At 40.1% G+C, this 15,890-nt stretch carries 18 protein-coding genes and 1 other annotated feature; of the genes, 13 read left to right on the top strand and 5 right to left on the bottom strand.

Annotation, left to right across the window (positions count from 1 at the left end):
- Window positions 1-59: 59 nt before the first annotated feature.
- Genes SJ312_RS02755 through SJ312_RS02770 form a run of 4 tightly spaced genes read right to left on the bottom strand, consistent with a single transcriptional unit; the run spans window position 60 to window position 3,609 of the window.
- Complete coding sequence (locus SJ312_RS02755; RefSeq protein ID WP_110591602.1) at window positions 60-926, bottom strand: metal ABC transporter permease; 867 nt, start codon at window positions 924-926, stop codon at window positions 60-62.
- Entirely contained in the window at window positions 919-1,809 is an 891-nt protein-coding gene (locus tag SJ312_RS02760; protein ID WP_004263652.1) for a metal ABC transporter permease, read from the bottom strand. Before SJ312_RS02760 ends, SJ312_RS02755 begins: the two co-directional genes overlap by 8 nt.
- Window positions 1,806-2,696 (bottom strand): manganese/iron ABC transporter ATP-binding protein, encoded by an 891-nt coding sequence (locus tag SJ312_RS02765; RefSeq protein ID WP_109911242.1) that lies wholly within the window; start codon window positions 2,694-2,696, stop codon window positions 1,806-1,808. Before SJ312_RS02765 ends, SJ312_RS02760 begins: the two co-directional genes overlap by 4 nt.
- A gap of 1 nt (window position 2,697) precedes the next feature.
- On the bottom strand, window positions 2,698-3,609 hold the full coding sequence (locus tag SJ312_RS02770) for a metal ABC transporter substrate-binding protein (protein WP_036958656.1): 912 nt from the start codon (window positions 3,607-3,609) through the stop codon (window positions 2,698-2,700).
- A 310-nt stretch (window positions 3,610-3,919) separates the two neighbouring features.
- Here SJ312_RS02770 and SJ312_RS02775 point away from each other — a divergent pair, with 310 nt between their 5' ends.
- Entirely contained in the window at window positions 3,920-4,546 is a 627-nt protein-coding gene (locus SJ312_RS02775) for a transglycosylase SLT domain-containing protein (protein WP_207951478.1), read from the top strand.
- Here the strand turns inward: SJ312_RS02775 and SJ312_RS02780 are convergent.
- A complete protein-coding gene (locus tag SJ312_RS02780) occupies window positions 4,540-5,244 on the bottom strand; it encodes a MarC family NAAT transporter (protein ID WP_004263665.1) in 705 nt (234 codons plus the stop codon). The two genes, SJ312_RS02775 and SJ312_RS02780, sit on opposite strands and share 7 nt — an antisense overlap.
- Window positions 5,245-5,710: 466 nt before the next feature.
- Here SJ312_RS02780 and fos point away from each other — a divergent pair, with 466 nt between their 5' ends.
- The 12 genes from fos to pheT all read left to right on the top strand — a co-directional run bounded on the left by fos (window position 5,711) and on the right by pheT (window position 15,890).
- Window positions 5,711-6,124 (top strand): fosfomycin resistance glutathione transferase, encoded by a 414-nt coding sequence (fos, locus tag SJ312_RS02785; RefSeq protein WP_004263671.1) that lies wholly within the window; start codon window positions 5,711-5,713, stop codon window positions 6,122-6,124.
- A 103-nt stretch (window positions 6,125-6,227) separates the two neighbouring features.
- Window positions 6,228-6,626 carry a hypothetical protein gene (locus SJ312_RS02790; protein ID WP_110591603.1) on the top strand — a complete coding sequence of 133 codons (399 nt, stop codon included), beginning with the start codon at window positions 6,228-6,230 and terminating at the stop codon, window positions 6,624-6,626.
- Between the two features lie 103 nt (window positions 6,627-6,729).
- Window positions 6,730-7,179, top strand: coding sequence for a methyltransferase family protein (locus tag SJ312_RS02795; protein ID WP_153673500.1), 450 nt, complete (start codon window positions 6,730-6,732; stop codon window positions 7,177-7,179).
- Window positions 7,180-7,264: 85 nt separating this feature from the next.
- A complete protein-coding gene (locus SJ312_RS02800) occupies window positions 7,265-7,852 on the top strand; it encodes a hypothetical protein (protein ID WP_153673499.1) in 588 nt (195 codons plus the stop codon).
- A 256-nt stretch (window positions 7,853-8,108) separates the two neighbouring features.
- A complete protein-coding gene (thrS, locus tag SJ312_RS02805; RefSeq protein ID WP_004910357.1) occupies window positions 8,109-10,037 on the top strand; it encodes a threonine--tRNA ligase in 1,929 nt (642 codons plus the stop codon).
- Window positions 10,038-10,040: 3 nt separating this feature from the next.
- Window positions 10,041-10,580, top strand: a complete 540-nt coding sequence (gene infC / locus SJ312_RS02810; protein ID WP_071524538.1) for a translation initiation factor IF-3 — start codon at window positions 10,041-10,043, stop codon at window positions 10,578-10,580.
- Window positions 10,581-10,926: 346 nt separating this feature from the next.
- On the top strand, window positions 10,927-11,466 hold the full coding sequence (gene infC, locus SJ312_RS02815; protein ID WP_071524539.1) for a translation initiation factor IF-3: 540 nt from the start codon (window positions 10,927-10,929) through the stop codon (window positions 11,464-11,466).
- A 95-nt stretch (window positions 11,467-11,561) separates the two neighbouring features.
- Entirely contained in the window at window positions 11,562-11,759 is a 198-nt protein-coding gene (gene rpmI, locus SJ312_RS02820; RefSeq protein ID WP_004263702.1) for a 50S ribosomal protein L35, read from the top strand.
- A 46-nt stretch (window positions 11,760-11,805) separates the two neighbouring features.
- Window positions 11,806-12,162, top strand: a complete 357-nt coding sequence (rplT, locus tag SJ312_RS02825) for a 50S ribosomal protein L20 (RefSeq protein WP_004263714.1) — start codon at window positions 11,806-11,808, stop codon at window positions 12,160-12,162.
- Window positions 12,163-12,251: 89 nt separating this feature from the next.
- Window positions 12,252-12,381: a sequence feature (Phe leader region), on the top strand.
- On the top strand, window positions 12,258-12,302 hold the full coding sequence (gene pheM, locus SJ312_RS23495; RefSeq protein ID WP_136134757.1) for a pheST operon leader peptide PheM: 45 nt from the start codon (window positions 12,258-12,260) through the stop codon (window positions 12,300-12,302). (Overlaps the previous feature by 45 nt.)
- A 123-nt stretch (window positions 12,382-12,504) precedes the next feature.
- Window positions 12,505-13,488, top strand: a complete 984-nt coding sequence (gene pheS, locus SJ312_RS02830; RefSeq protein ID WP_004263717.1) for a phenylalanine--tRNA ligase subunit alpha — start codon at window positions 12,505-12,507, stop codon at window positions 13,486-13,488.
- A 14-nt stretch (window positions 13,489-13,502) separates the two neighbouring features.
- A complete protein-coding gene (gene pheT, locus SJ312_RS02835; protein ID WP_110591605.1) occupies window positions 13,503-15,890 on the top strand; it encodes a phenylalanine--tRNA ligase subunit beta in 2,388 nt (795 codons plus the stop codon).

The following is a 15,890-nucleotide window of genomic DNA, read 5'->3' on the forward strand; positions in this document are numbered from 1 at the left end:
AATAAAAAAGCTGAATTCGTTATGCGTGAATTCAGCTTTTTTGTTATATCTGCCATTTATTATGCGGTATGCATACTTTGTGGGTTAGTCTGATTTCTTTTACGTGCCAGTACTAGCTTGCTATAGAGCAGGGCTATTACAAAGTAAACCGCTTGCGTAACAACAATGGTTGGCCCAGTCGTCGCATTAATGTGAAAACTCAAGATGGTTCCAATAACACTTGATGTTACAGAAGCGATGATAGCGACGACGAGCATTTTGCCGAAGCTCCGGCATAGGACAAATGCAATAATTCCCGGGGAGATCAGCATGGCAATAACTAAAATGATCCCAACCGCTTGCAGTGAAGCGACAATGGTTAATGCAAGTAAAGACAGTAAACCATAATGTATCAGCTTGACGGGGAGGCCAATCACACGGGCTTGGTTTGGGTCAAAACAATAGAGCATAAAATCTTTACGTTTCAGTAAAATAATTGCGATAGTGATGCCAGCAAACAGTAAAATCTGTTTAAATTCGCTATCGGTTATCCCTAATATATCACCGAAAAGAATATGTGTTAGGTGTTGCTCTGTATCGATTTTAGCGAACATCACTAAACCGATAGCAAACATCCCAGAAAATACAATTCCCATGACGGTATCTTCTTTTATCCGACTATTTTCTTTTAAATACCCTGTTGCGACAGCGCAGAATAAGCCAGATGCGAAAGCCCCTATCGCTAATGGGATACCGAGTAAAGAAGCAATAATGATCCCCGGCAGAACGGCATGGGAAATTGCATCACCCATCAATGACCAACCTTTCAATACTAAAAAGCAAGAAAGGATAGCGCATACGGTCCCACTAACAATGGCGGTAATCAATGCTTTTTGCATAAAAGGAAAAGCAAACGGAGCCATCAGTAAGTCAATGAAATCACTCATGAGATGCTCCTTGTCGGTGTGACTGATGCAGCCGAGCTACTTCCTTTTTTGCATTACGTTTTGAGGCAAAAATACCGTGCTTAGGTGCAAAGAAAAATGCCAACAGGAAAATAATAGTTTGTAGTGTAACAATTAACCCACCTGTAGCACCGTTGAGGAAATAACTGATATAAGCACCAACAGCACTGGTTACGGTACCAATTGTGACTGAAATAATGAGTAAACGTTTAAACTGGTCTGTCAATAAATAGGCGGTTGCCCCCGGAGTGACGACCATTGCGATAACAAGGATTGCACCAACTGTTTGTAGGGCTGCAACAGTACAAGCACTTAATAATGTAAAGAAAATAATTTTTAGGCGTAATGGGTTCAAGCCAATTGAACGAGCGTGGCTTTCATCGAAAAAAACGGCTAATAAATCTTTCCATAAGCACAGCAGTACAATGAATGAAATGCCAATAATAATTTCTACTTGTAATACGTCAGAATCCGCAATACCTAAAATATTACCAAAAATAATACTTTGTACATTCACAGATGTTGGGTTCAATGAAACAATCAACAAACCTGCTGCGAAAAAAGTAGAGAAAATAAAGCCAATGACAGCATCTTCACGTAAACGAGTTAGATGCTTTATTAATGTCATGGCCAGTGCCGCGAGGATCCCAGTAAAAAAGGCTCCAGCCGCATAGGGCAAACCTAAAGCATAAGCACCAGCCACCCCAGGAACAACAGAGTGGGAGAGCGCATCTCCCATTAATGACCAGCCTTTCAACATCAAATACGCCGATAAAAACGCACAGACAGCACCAACAATGGCGCTGACCCAAATAGCTTTTATCATAAAATCATATTCAAAGGGCTGTAATAACATCTCAATCATTCGGAACCCTTAGCTTGGTTTTTTCGAACGGGCGCATCATGGTCATGACCATAGAATACAGCCGCTCTTTCATCATCGGTAATGACGGTGACAGAGCGAGGGTCATCATCGTCATGAAGCTCTTGACCTGACAGGTTAATATGACGCAATACGCCGCCGAAAGCTTGCTGCAGGTTTCGTTGCGTAAATGTTGTTTCTGTAGGTCCACTCGCTAAAACAGTGCGATTGATTAAGATAACGTGGTCGCAAAACTCAGGCACACTACCCAAGTTATGAGTTGAAACGAGGATTAGATGGCCTTCGTCACGCAAACTACGCAGCAGGTCAATAATGGCATTTTCAGTTTTAACATCAACCCCAGTAAAGGGTTCATCAAGGAGTAAAACTTTACCTTCTTGTGCGAGCGCTCGCGCTAAAAAAACCCGTTTTTTCTGACCACCTGAAAGCTCGCCTATTTGGCGATGTTCAAGCCCTGCAAGGTCAACCCGTTCTAATGCCATTTTGACCGCATCTTTATCGGCTTGTTTAGGGATGCGGAAAAAACCCATTTTGCCGTAACGGCCCATCATCACGACATCAGAAACGAGAACGGGGAAATTCCAGTCAACTTCTTCTGTTTGTGGGACGTATGCAATCACATTTTCTTTAAGCGCGGTTTTTATCGGCTGATCATTTAATGTCACACTGCCAGAAGATGGGGTGACAAGCCCCATAATGGTTTTAAATAACGTTGACTTGCCACTACCATTTACGCCAACTAAGGCACAAATAGAGCCACCTGAGATAGTAAAGCTTGCGTCATAGATAGCGGTGTGACCGTTATTATATGTCACAGTCGCATCATCGACGATAAGATTCGGGTGTTCGAATTGACTTGAGTGATTCATATTACTGTGAAAATCCTTTCGCTATCGTGTCTACAGTCGTATTTAAAAGGTCTATATATGTTGGTACTGGGCCATCGGCAGTTGATAATGAGTCAACATATAACACGCCACCGTATTTTGCCCCGGTTTCTTTACTGACTTGGCGAGCAGGTTTATCAGAAATGGTACTTTCACTGAATACCACAGGGATGTTGTATTTACGGACAGTATCAATCACTTTTTTCACTTGCTGAGGAGAGCCTTGCTCTTCTGCATTGATTGGCCACAAATACACCTCTTTAAAGCCGTAATCTTTCGTTAAATAGCTAAATGCGCCTTCACTTGAGACTAACCAACGTTCATTTTCTGGAATGCGATTTAAACGTTCACGTAAAGGGGCATCAAGTTCAGCAATTTGTTGCGCATATTTTTTAGCATTGGCATTATATGTTTCTGCATTTTCAGGATCATATTTGACCAGAGCTTGACGAATATTTTCAATATAAATTTTAGCATTGGCAGGAGACATCCATGCATGTGGATTTGGGTTATCTTTATATTCACCTTCACGGATTGGCATTGGCTCAATGCCCTCAGTGACTACGACAGCAGGAACATTTTTAAAATTTTCAAAGAAACGTTGGAACCAAACTTCCAAATTCATCCCATTCCATAAGATTAAATCTGCATCATAGGCTTTCATAATATCTTTAGGAGTCGGTTGATAACCGTGAATTTCCGCACCAGGCTTCGTTATAGACTCGACAATTGCTGCATCTCCAGCTACATTTTGAGCGATATCTTGAATAATGGTAAAAGTGGTTACGACTTTAAACTTTTTAGCAAAAGCAGGTTGGCTAAAAAAGATGACTGCTACCAAAGCAAACATACTGGTTAGTAAAGGTGCAGATAATCGAGATACGTTCTTCTTCATAAAAGTTGACCCTGACATTATTGGTTTAGCGTTTTTTAACATACAGTTGTTAAGGTTTATAACAATTATATTTTATATCCTAATTGATAATGATTATCAATATCAATTGTGAAAAATAAATACAAAAAGTGTGGAATAGCATTATTCGTCATTATAGGCTTCTAAGTCCCATGGCTATTTGTATGACTAAAACACGTCCTGAAGTAAAAGTTAAGTAAAAATTATTTTATTTTTCTTAGGATTAGTTATTCTGCCATCGGCTTCCATCGTAGAGGATTCGACAGTGAGAAAAATAATTGGCGGTACTTTTATGCTACTGCTACTAGCAGGTTGTTCAAGCGAGCCAGATAGGCCTGTAACAAAACAGCGAATGTTAGAGCCTACAGGGCCAATAGCCACACAAAATACGACATTTCCAAGAACGCCTTTTGATGAATTTATTCGTGATTCTGCGGTTCGTTATAGTGTTGATGAAGCTTTAATTAGGGCTATTATTGAGGTCGAATCCAATTTTAGGCCTGAAGTTGTCAGTAAATCCAACGCAATAGGTTTGATGCAGATTAAAGCTTCGACAGCGGGGCGTGACGCATACCGTTACCAAGGGAAGCCAGGGGAGCCGAGTACTCGTGACCTAAAAGATCCACAAAAAAATATTGATATTGGCACAGCCTATATTCGTATTTTAAGGGAACAGCACCTTGCTGGAATAAGCCACCCTCAGACGTTATATTATGCAACTGTTGTTGCTTATGTGAACGGGGCTGGAGCGTTATTAAGAACATTTGATAATGATAAGGGTAGGGCGATTGCAATGATTAACCGCTTATCGCCGGAAGAATTTTATCAACATGTACAAACAAAACATCCTGCACCGCAAGCCCCACGCTATTTGTGGAAAGTTAAAAATGCTTACAATGCATTAGCTATGTCTTATTGATATTCACGCATTAAGTGTGGGAGTTGCGCGACAATTTCAACAATTCCGTTGATTACAAATTGCACTCCCATACAGATTAATAAAAATCCCATCACTCGTGCGATTGCATCAATACCGCTATTTCCTAGCCACCTCATAATAGAAGTTGCGCCTCTTAAACCAATCCAAACGATGAGACTTGCAATAAAAAAGGTAATTACGGGGGCGACTTTTAAAACCCATGGGGCAAAACTAACATTACCTTGTAATGATGCAGTGGAGCTGATGATCATAGCAATAGTACCAGGGCCTGCGGTACTTGGCATAGCAAGAGGAACAAAGGCAATGCTAGGTGATTCTTGGCGTTTTTTAGGGACATTTGGATCATCAAGGGCATTGGCGGTTGGGTCTTCCCCAACATCACTGCTAGGAAACAGCATGCCAAATCCAATAAATGCCACAATTAGCCCGCCTGCAATTCGCAGTCCTGGTATTGATATTCCAAATGTGTTCATGACTAATTGGCCTGCATAAAAAGCGATTGTCATGATTGCGAATACATAAATAGAGGCCAATAACGATTGATGGTCACGCTGCTCTTTTGTCATATTAGCAGAGATGCTTAACATGACTGCAATTGCAGTTAAAGGGTTGGCGAGAGGAAGTAACAGTACCAGACCAATACCAACGGCTTGAAATAGCTCAAGAAAATTTGTCATGGAAGTTAGATTCAAGCTCCTGATTAATGTGAATAAAACACCTTATCTCAAATGATAGCAAAATTTCTTATAGATCTGTAGGTTAGCATTTATATCTAGTGAGATATTTTATGGTAGGAGGTGGTTAGCATACTGATGAGTAAGAGTTAATATTAACTATCATTTATTAGTTTGTAGATAATAAGAGTTGTTCACATTAATTGTGGATAACAATGGCTTTCATCTGTGAATAACTTATTTTATTTGTTAAATAACAGCAAGATGAGTGATTGTGGTAAAAGTATTCAATTTTTAAAGGCAAAAAAAAACCTTTTTATGGGGGATAAAAAGGTTAAGGGCATTTCGTAACAGGTTGTCTTTAAGTTGATATGGGATACAGTATATCTGCTGCAATGTTATTTACTGATAATTTATGTAAATTCATTAAAAGAATTCACTGTGACAGACAAGTAAAGGGTAAAAAAATATGTTAAACGGAATCAACCATTTAACTTTAGCTGTAACTGATTTAGAAAAAAGTATTGGTTTTTATCAATCACTACTTGGTATGAAGTTACATGCGAGTTGGAAAAAGGGCGCCTATATTTCCTGTGGCGATTTATGGTTATGTTTATCATTAGATATAACTCGCCAATTTTCGTCCCCAGAAAAAACGGATTACACACACTATGCCTTTAACGTTGATGCGAAAGACTTTCTTATCGTTGTTGATAGGCTAATGCAAGCAAATGTCATTGTCTGGAAAGAAAATAAAAGTGAAGGAGATTCTTTTTACTTTCTTGATCCAGATGGCCACAAATTAGAATTACATGTAGGCGGCTTATTACAGCGCTTAAAGAGCTGCCAAGAAAAACCGTATGAAGAAATGAAATTTTATTAAAAAGAGTTATGGATTTCTTTACAAAGGATTTTTAGTTTTAAAAATAGCTTTACGCAGAGTTGGTTATCCTATTTTCAGTTAATTTTGAGTAATAGGAAAAAGAATGAAAAAACTTATAGCGACATTAGCCGGGACGTCGATGCTATTAGTTTTGGCTGCCGCCATGTTACTAATCGTTTTTCCTCAGCAGTGGAAGCAAAGCATTTATCCGAATATATCCCAAGTCTTACCAACATCGCTCAGTGCTATTTTACCGCAGAGTTTAGCCAGTAATGATATTTGTAATAGTCTAGAGGATAACCTGCAAAGTTTTACTGATTATCTTAAAGTGAATCAGGACATTGTTGATGTAAAGGGAATGAATAGTTTAGATGAACAACTTGCCAATATTCAAACCAGAATTGATTCTATGCCCAGTGATGTACGAAATTTAGTTTGCCAGCAAGAGTATAGTAAATTAGAAGGTTTAAAGAGTGTGTTTTCCTTAACTCCCAATAACTAATTATTTTTGTAGTTAATATCACTCCTCTATATGTTCTTCCACTCAAATTTATATATTCATTTATGGTATGCTAATAGCATCATTTTGGCTTACAGGTAACGCAATGAATATATTTAAATTGCCATTATTGAATTGGTTAGTCGCTAATGGGGTCGCTGTATATTTTCTTTCCAAGCAAGGTCTTTTAGACTGGACGTTTTCTGGTTGGATGGGAATTTTAGGTATATTAATTGCACTGGAGAGTGTGAGTTGGATCGCGACAAGCCTTTACTACTTTTATAAACATAAAACATCACCAAATCCTACGGTTAAGGCAACGCATTTAGTGACTAACGGGCCTTACCGATTTTCACGTAATCCAATGTATTTAGCTTTTACATCAATGAGCTTGGCTTTAGCTTTCTTTTCACATTCTCCTTATTTTTTGGTCGCAGGGTTAGTATTTTGGCTGATTACTGATTTATATACGATCCCACAGGAAGAACGTTTTTTATCTGCATCATTTAAGAATGAGTGGGAAAAATATAGCAAGCAAACGAGACGTTGGTTATAGATTTATGGAAATGAGACGCTTTATCATTTAATCTGTTTTGTACACTTCAAATTTAGAATTTACGCAAAACATATTAAGGATAATCATGAACTATCAGGTGGCGCCATTTTGGATATACTCCAGTAAACTCACATGTTTTATAATGTTCAGCGTATTTTTTGCTTTTTTTTCGGTAAGTGGTTTTATACTTTATTTATTTACCATCGGGGTTGTTTGGGCTGTCGTAGTCTCATTTAAAATTCATGGAATGAAGGAAAAAGGAATAGTCTTAAAAAATAGCGATACATCTGATTGGATGGTATATGTGAATGGTATTCCAGTCCAAGAAAGAAGACAAACTCTCTCCAATCCCTGTTTTGCAACGATACAGCATGCGAAGTCATTCTTTAGTATTGCCTTTATTATTCGGGCGTTAATTCAAATTATCTTTTGTATTTATTTATTTTGGCAAATAGAGAAATTAGATAATATTTATGTACTATTACTCTCGTTAATAGCCACTTTCTACATCATTTACTCTTTATGGAAATCAATTCAATCGGTTATTACTCTTCAACAAAATAAGATAATCAGCGAAGAGATAATTGCACCTAGTGGATCCCATTGGTATCGCGTGTTTTTTGAGCAAAAAGAGAAACTATTTCCTGCATTAGATAACTTATTTGCCATTTAATCGGGAAGGTATTGATTTTTCATATGAAGAAGAACAATTAGCGGCATTACGCTATCACCATAAAATAGGTCTGTGTTATCATTAGTAGTTGAGTTACTCACGATGTAACGAAATAGGGTACTTAAATTGCCCATATTTGTGTACATGTCTTGCATTGTGAAGTGAGAAATCGTTAGTAACGTATTGATTTATAACTTTGGAATAATCAAGCAAGTGATCTTTCGTGTGGGTCACCACTGCTGATAAGGATTTTTTAATGCCTGTTATTACTCTTCCTGATGGAAGTCAGCGTCAGTTTGACCACCCCGTTTCTGTGATGGATGTTGCTCGTGACATCGGAGCAGGTTTAGCTAAAGCCTGTATTGCAGGACGAATTAATGGCGAACGTGTCGATGCATGTGAAATAATTGAACATGATGCAAATGTATCCATTATTACGAGTAAAGATGAAGACGGACTCGAAATTATTCGTCACTCTTGTGCTCACCTGTTAGGTCATGCAATTAAACAACTATGGCCAAACACGAAAATGGCGATTGGCCCTACTATCGATAATGGTTTTTACTATGATGTCGATTTAGACCATATGCTGACGCAGGAAGACTTGGAAAAGCTTGAAAAGCGTATGCTTGAGCTTGCCAAAACAGATTATGATGTGGTGAAAAAACGCGTTTCTTGGAGCGAAGCTCGTGAAACTTTCGTTGCCCGTGGCGAAGACTATAAAGTTGAAATTTTAGATCAAAATATTAGCCAAGATGACCGCCCTGGTTTATATCATCACGAAGAATATGTTGATATGTGTCGTGGTCCACACGTACCGAATATGCGTTTTTGCCACCATTTTAAATTACAGAAAGTGGCTGGCGCATACTGGCGTGGTAACAGCGATAACAAAATGCTGCAACGTATTTACGGCACCGCATGGGCCGATAAAAAACAATTAGCGGCCTATTTATTACGTTTAGAAGAAGCAGCTAAGCGTGACCACCGTAAAATTGGTAAACAATTAGATTTATACCATATGCAAGAAGAAGCGCCGGGTATGGCATTCTGGCATAATGACGGTTGGACAATTTTCCGTGAGCTGGAAACTTTTGTACGCACTAAACTGAAAGCTTATAACTATCAAGAAGTTAAAGGCCCGTTCATGATGGATCGCGTGCTGTGGGAAAAAACAGGTCACTGGGATAACTATAAAGACGCGATGTTTACGACTTCTTCTGAAAACCGTGAATATTGTGTGAAACCAATGAACTGCCCAGGTCACGTACAGATTTTCAACCAAGGTTTGAAATCATACCGTGACTTACCATTGCGTATGGCAGAGTTTGGTAGCTGTCACCGTAATGAGCCGTCAGGTGCACTGCACGGCTTAATGCGTGTGCGTGGCTTTACTCAAGATGATGCACATATCTTCTGTACTGAAGAGCAAATCTTAAGCGAAGTAACTAGCTGTATTGAAATGATTTATGATGTTTACGCAACTTTCGGTTTCGAAAAGATTGTCGTAAAACTATCAACCCGTCCTGAAAAACGTATCGGTACTGACGAGATGTGGGATAGGGCGGAAGAAGACTTAGCGAATGCACTGAAATCAAAAGGTATTGAGTTTGAATACCAACCAGGTGAAGGCGCATTTTATGGTCCGAAAATCGAGTTTACACTGTACGACTGCCTTGACCGTGCATGGCAATGTGGTACTGTCCAGTTAGACTTCTTCTTACCGGGCCGTTTAACAGCTTCCTATGTAGGTGAAAATAACGAACGTATCGTTCCTGTTATGATCCACCGTGCAGTGTTAGGTTCACTAGAACGCTTCATTGGTATCTTAACAGAAGAGTATGCAGGCTTTTTCCCAACATGGTTAGCACCACAGCAAGTGGTTGTAATGAACATTACTGATAGCCAAGCAGATTATGTTCAAGAATTAGTAAGCAAGCTGCAAAGTGTTGGCATTCGTGCGAAAGCGGACTTACGTAACGAGAAAATCGGCTTTAAGATCCGTGAACACACGCTGCGTCGCGTCCCTTACATGTTAGTATGTGGTGATAAAGAAGTTGAATCAGGTAAAGTTGCTGTACGTACCCGTCGTGGTAAAGATTTAGGCAGCCTTGATGTCAACGAATTCATGACAAAACTGCTTGAAGAGATCCGCAGTCGTCAACTCAATCAGATGGAGGAATAAGGTATTAAAGGCGGAAAAAAACTCCCAACGGCGCGCCCAAATCGTATTAACGATGAAATTCGCGCAACAGAAATCCGTGTCACTGGTCTAGACGGTGAGCAACTTGGTGTAATGAGTGTGCGTGAAGCCCTCTTTAAAGCAGAAGAAGCAGGTGTCGACTTAGTCGAAATCAGCCCAAATGCTGAGCCACCAGTTTGTCGTATCATGGACTACGGTAAATATCTTTATGAGAAAAGCAAATCTCAAAAAGAACAAAAGAAAAAACAAAAAGTTGTTCAAGTGAAGGAAATTAAATTCCGCCCGGGAACAGACGAAGGCGACTACCAAGTTAAGCTACGTAGTTTAATTCGCTTTTTGGAAGATGGTGACAAAGCTAAAGTGACACTGCGTTTTCGTGGTCGCGAAATGGCTCACCAACAGATTGGCTTAGAAGTGCTTAACCGCATCAAAACCGATCTGGATGAACTGGCATCAGTAGAATCATTCCCATCAAGGATTGAAGGACGCCAGATGATCATGGTATTGGCACCAAAGAAAAAATAATTAAGCCAGTATGGTTATAGCGAAGTAATTGCTAGAGTCTAGCAGCGCTCATTTGGGCGCTGCTTCTCTATTTTGTTTGTCTTATCTAATGAATAAAAATAATTGCTTCAATGCTACAAATTTCCCTCAAAATCCAAGTTTTCAAACAGTTCAGTGTGATTTATTGCAAGATTTACTTGAGTAATCCGGCAAGAAGCATTAAAATCCGCGGTCGAATCACTTTGTCAGCGCATAGCGCATAAAGACAAACAAAGAATATCGTACACGCGTCAAGTAGTAACTATTGAGTGACGAGTGTATTTGCTTGAGAGAAGCAAATCTCTTTATCCAATTGGAGGAATGAAGTATTAAAGGCGGAAAAAGAATCCCAACAACACGTCCAAATCGTATCAATGATGAAATTCGTGTTCCAGAGGTCCGTTTAACGGGTTTAGACGGTGAACAGTTAGGCATCATGAGCGCACGCGAAGCGCTTGAAAAAGCTGAAGAAGCAGGTGTAGACCTAGTAGAAATCAGCCCAAATGCTGAACCGCCAGTTTGTCGTATCATGGATTACGGCAAATTCCTTTATGAGAAGAGCAAATCTCAAAAAGAGCAAAAAAAGAAACAAAAAGTTGTTCAGGTGAAGGAAATTAAATTCCGCCCTGGTACAGATGAAGGTGATTATCAGGTCAAACTACGCAACCTGACTCGCTTTCTGGAAGATGGTGATAAAGCTAAAGTTACACTGCGTTTTCGCGGTCGTGAAATGGCTCACCAGCAGATCGGTCTGGAAATGCTTAACCGCATCAAAGCTGATCTGGAAGAACTGGCATCCGTGGAGTCTTTCCCTTCAAGAATTGAAGGACGTCAGATGATCATGGTGCTGGCACCGAAGAAGAAATAATTAGGCCTGCAAGTAATACTCGTTTATAGCAATATAGATGTTATTCGCCTAATTAATTCGTAGTTAATCACAATGCGAAGTTGGAAATAAAAGAAATGCCAAAGATTAAAACTGTACGTGGCGCAGCAAAGCGCTTTAAAAAAACTGCAGGCGGTGGCTTTAAGCGTAAGCATGCAAACCTTCGTCACATCCTGACTAAAAAGTCAACTAAGCGTAAACGCCATTTACGTCCGAAAGGAATGGTATCTAAGGGCGATCTGGGTCTGGTAGTTGCTTGCCTGCCTTACGCATAAGTAAACAATTTAGTTAATATAAGATAAAGACGATAGGAGATAGCTTATGGCTCGCGCAAAACGTGGTGTAATCGCCCGTGCACGTCACAAAAAAATTCTGAAGCAAGCGAAAGGTTACTATGGTGCACGTTCACGTGTTTACCGCGTAGCATTTCAAGCGGTAATCAAAGCTGGTCAATACGCTTACCGTGACCGCCGTCAACGTAAACGTCAGTTCCGTCAACTGTGGATCGCACGTATCAACGCTGCGGCTCGTCAGAACGGTCTGTCTTACAGCCGCTTCATCAATGGCTTGAAAAAAGCTTCAATTGAAATCGACCGTAAGATCTTAGCAGACATCGCAGTTTTCGATAAAGCAGCATTCACTGCTTTAGTTGAAAAAGCGAAAGGCGCTTTAGCTTAATTGTTTGCTTGGAAAGAGGAGGGAAACTTCCTCTTTTCATTTATAGCTATTTGTGTTAATACTTAAGATACAGTTAGTTATTGAGAGTTTACTACATGCATTCTGTGATTTTTCGTTTCTTTTTTTACTTTAGCACCTGAATTTCGGGGGCTTTTTCGCGTAAATAGAAAAAAGAAATGAAAAGTTACGCTAAAGCCTCCTTAGGGAGGCTTTTTCATTTCTAGTTTTAGATTAAGTACAGTAAAATCAGTTAAGTATTCATTCATTACCAAATAGAATGTGAAGCTTAATATATATAGTGAATAACTAGCAAAAAGACCAAGTGGTCATAAAGGGGAAACAATGCCACATCTCGCTGAGTTGGTTGCACAGGCAAAAGCAGCCATTGAACAGGCCCAAGATGTTGCTACGTTGGAATCAGTGCGTGTTGAATATTTAGGCAAGAGCGGCCATTTCACACTACAGATGAAAACGTTGCGTGATCTGCCTGCTGAGGAACGTCCAGCAGCAGGGGCTGTGATAAATGAAGCTAAAGTACAGGTTCAAGATGCACTGAACGCCCGTAAGGACGCAATGCAAGCTGAAATTCTTAATGCACGTCTAGTATCAGAAAAAATTGATGTGTCATTACCTGGGCGTCGTATGGAAAATGGTGGGTTACACCCAGTGACCCGTACAATTCAGCGAATTGAAGAGTTTTTTGGCGAATTAGGTTTCTCTGTTGAAACTGGTCCAGAAATCGAAGATGACTATCATAACTTTGATGCGTTAAATATACCTGCTCACCATCCCGCGCGTGCTGACCATGATACTTTTTGGTTTGATGCAAAACGCTTACTGCGTACGCAAACATCGGGTGTACAAATCCGTACAATGAATGGCCAACAACCACCGATTCGTATCATTGCTCCTGGTCGTGTATATCGTAATGATTACGACCAAACGCATACACCAATGTTCCATCAAACAGAAGGCCTGATTGTTGATAAAGATATCAGCTTTACCAATCTAAAAGGCACATTGCATGATTTCTTGAATAACTTCTTTGAAGAGGAAGTTCAAGTACGTTTCAGACCATCATATTTCCCATTCACCGAACCTTCAGCGGAAGTTGATGTTATGGGTAAAAATGGTAAATGGTTAGAAGTATTAGGCTGCGGAATGGTGCATCCAAATGTATTGCGCAATGTAGGTATTGACCCTGAAGTCTACTCTGGATTTGCCTTTGGTATGGGGATGGAGCGCTTAACAATGCTACGCTACGGTGTTTCTGACCTACGTGCATTCTTCGAAAATGATCTTCGTTTCCTCAAACAGTTTAAATAAGGCGGGGTTATCTCATGAAATTCAGTGAACTATGGTTACGCGAATGGGTAAACCCGGCGATCAGTAGTGAAGCATTATCTGACCAAATCACGATGGCGGGTTTGGAAGTTGATGGTGTAGATGCAGTTGCTGGCCAATTTCACGGCGTTGTTGTTGGTGAAGTGGTTGAGTGTGGTCAACACCCAAATGCAGACAAACTGCGCGTTACAAAAGTTAACGTAGGCGGTGAGCGTTTATTAGATATCGTCTGTGGTGCACCAAACTGCCGTCAAGGCCTAAAAGTTGCTGTTGCAACGGTTGGCGCGGTATTACCGGGTGATTTTAAAATTAAAGCGGCAAAACTGCGTGGCGAGCCTTCTGAAGGTATGCTGTGTTCTTATTCTGAACTGGGTATTTCTGATGACCACAGTGGCATTATTGAATTGCCACTAGATGCCACTATCGGTACCGATATTCGTGAATATCTAAAACTTGATGATAATGCGATTGAAATCAGCATTACACCTAACCGTGCAGATTGCTTAAGTATTCTTGGGGTTGCACGTGATGTCGCTGTTATTAATAAATTAGCGCTAAATGAGCCTGCTATTAATACAGTATCTGTGACCACAAAAGATACTTTCCCAATTCGAGTAGAAGCACCTAATGCCTGCCCACGTTTCTTAGGTCGTGTGATCAAAAATATTGATGTGTCAGCGCCAACGCCAATGTGGATGAAAGAAAAGTTGCGTCGTGGTGGCGTCCGTTCTATTGACGCGGTTGTGGATATTACCAACTACGTCTTATTAGAATTGGGTCAGCCTCAACACGCTTATGATCTAGACCGTTTAGATGGGGCTATTGTTGCTCGTATGGCAAAAGAAGGGGAGAAACTAGTTCTCCTTGATGGCAGTGAAGCAACGTTAAAATCAGACACATTAGTGATTGCTGATGAATCAAGAGCACTGGGGATTGCAGGTATTTTTGGCGGTGAATACTCAGGTGTTAATACGGAAACCAAAAATATTTTATTAGAGTGTGCATTCTTCGACCCATTATCGATCACAGGTCGTGCACGTAATTACGGTTTGCACACTGATGCATCTCACCGTTTTGAGCGTGGTGTTGACCCTCAATTACAGTTTAAAGCGATTGAACGTGCTACTACGCTAATTGTTGAGATTTGTGGTGGTGAAGTCGGTGAAATTATTGATGTAACCAGTGAACAGCATTTACCAAAAGCCGCAAATATTAAACTGACACGCAATAAATTAGACCGTTTGATTGGTCACTTTATTGAAGATGAGTTAGTTACTGATATTTTGACGCGTTTAGGGTGCAAAGTCACGGTTTCTGCTAATACATGGGATGTTGTCGCCCCAAGTTGGCGCTTCGATATGCAAATCGAAGAAGACTTAGTGGAAGAAGTTGCTCGTGTATATGGATATAACAGCATCCCTGATGTGCCATTACGTGCTGATTTGACCATGACTAACCACAAAGAAGCTAACTTACCTTTAAAACGTATTAAAGCAATGTTAGTTGACCGTGGTTACCAAGAAGCAATCACTTATAGTTTTGTTGACCCTAAAGTTCAAGCTTTACTGCATCCACAACAAGACGCGTTGCTTTTACCTAACCCTATTTCTGTTGATATGTCAGCGATGCGTTTATCGTTACTGACTGGTTTATTAGGAACGGTTGTCTATAATCAAAATCGTCAACAAAATAGAATTCGTTTATTTGAGACAGGTCTGCGCTTTATTCCTGATAATCAAGCAGAATATGGAATTCGCCAAGAACCTATGTTGGCAGGGGTCATTACAGGTAACAGATTTGAAGAACATTGGTCATTAGATAAACAAGTTGTTGACTTCTTTGACTTAAAAGGTGATCTTGAAGCTGTTTTTGAATTGACTGGGAAACTAAATCAAATTACATTTAAATCTGAGGCACATCCTGCATTGCATCCAGGTCAAAGTGCTGGGATTTATCTGGAAAATGAACACATTGGCTTTATTGGTGTAGTTCACCCAGAATTAGAACGCAAACTCGATTTAAATGGTCGTACGGTGGTGTTTGAGGTTCGTAGTGATGCGATAGCACAACGTGTCATCCCTGAAGCTAAGGCGATTTCGCGCTATCCATCGAACCGCCGTGACATCGCTGTTGTCGTGCCAGAAGATGTGGCTGCTGCTGAAGTTTTAGCAGAGTGTAAAAAAGTTGGCATAAATCATATAGTTGGCATAAACTTATTTGATGTGTACTGTGGTGAAGGAATAGCGGATGGCTATAAGAGCCTTGCTATCAGTCTTGTCTTCCAAGATACCCAGCGTACTATGGAAGAAGAAGAGATCACTGCTACCGTTGATCTGTGTATTGCTGCGTTAAAACAGCGATTCCAAGCCTCCTTGAGGGACTAA

Origin of the sequence: Providencia sp. CIM-Carb-044, assembly GCF_033901115.1 — a bacterium.
GTDB classification, from domain to species: domain Bacteria; phylum Pseudomonadota; class Gammaproteobacteria; order Enterobacterales; family Enterobacteriaceae; genus Providencia; species Providencia hangzhouensis.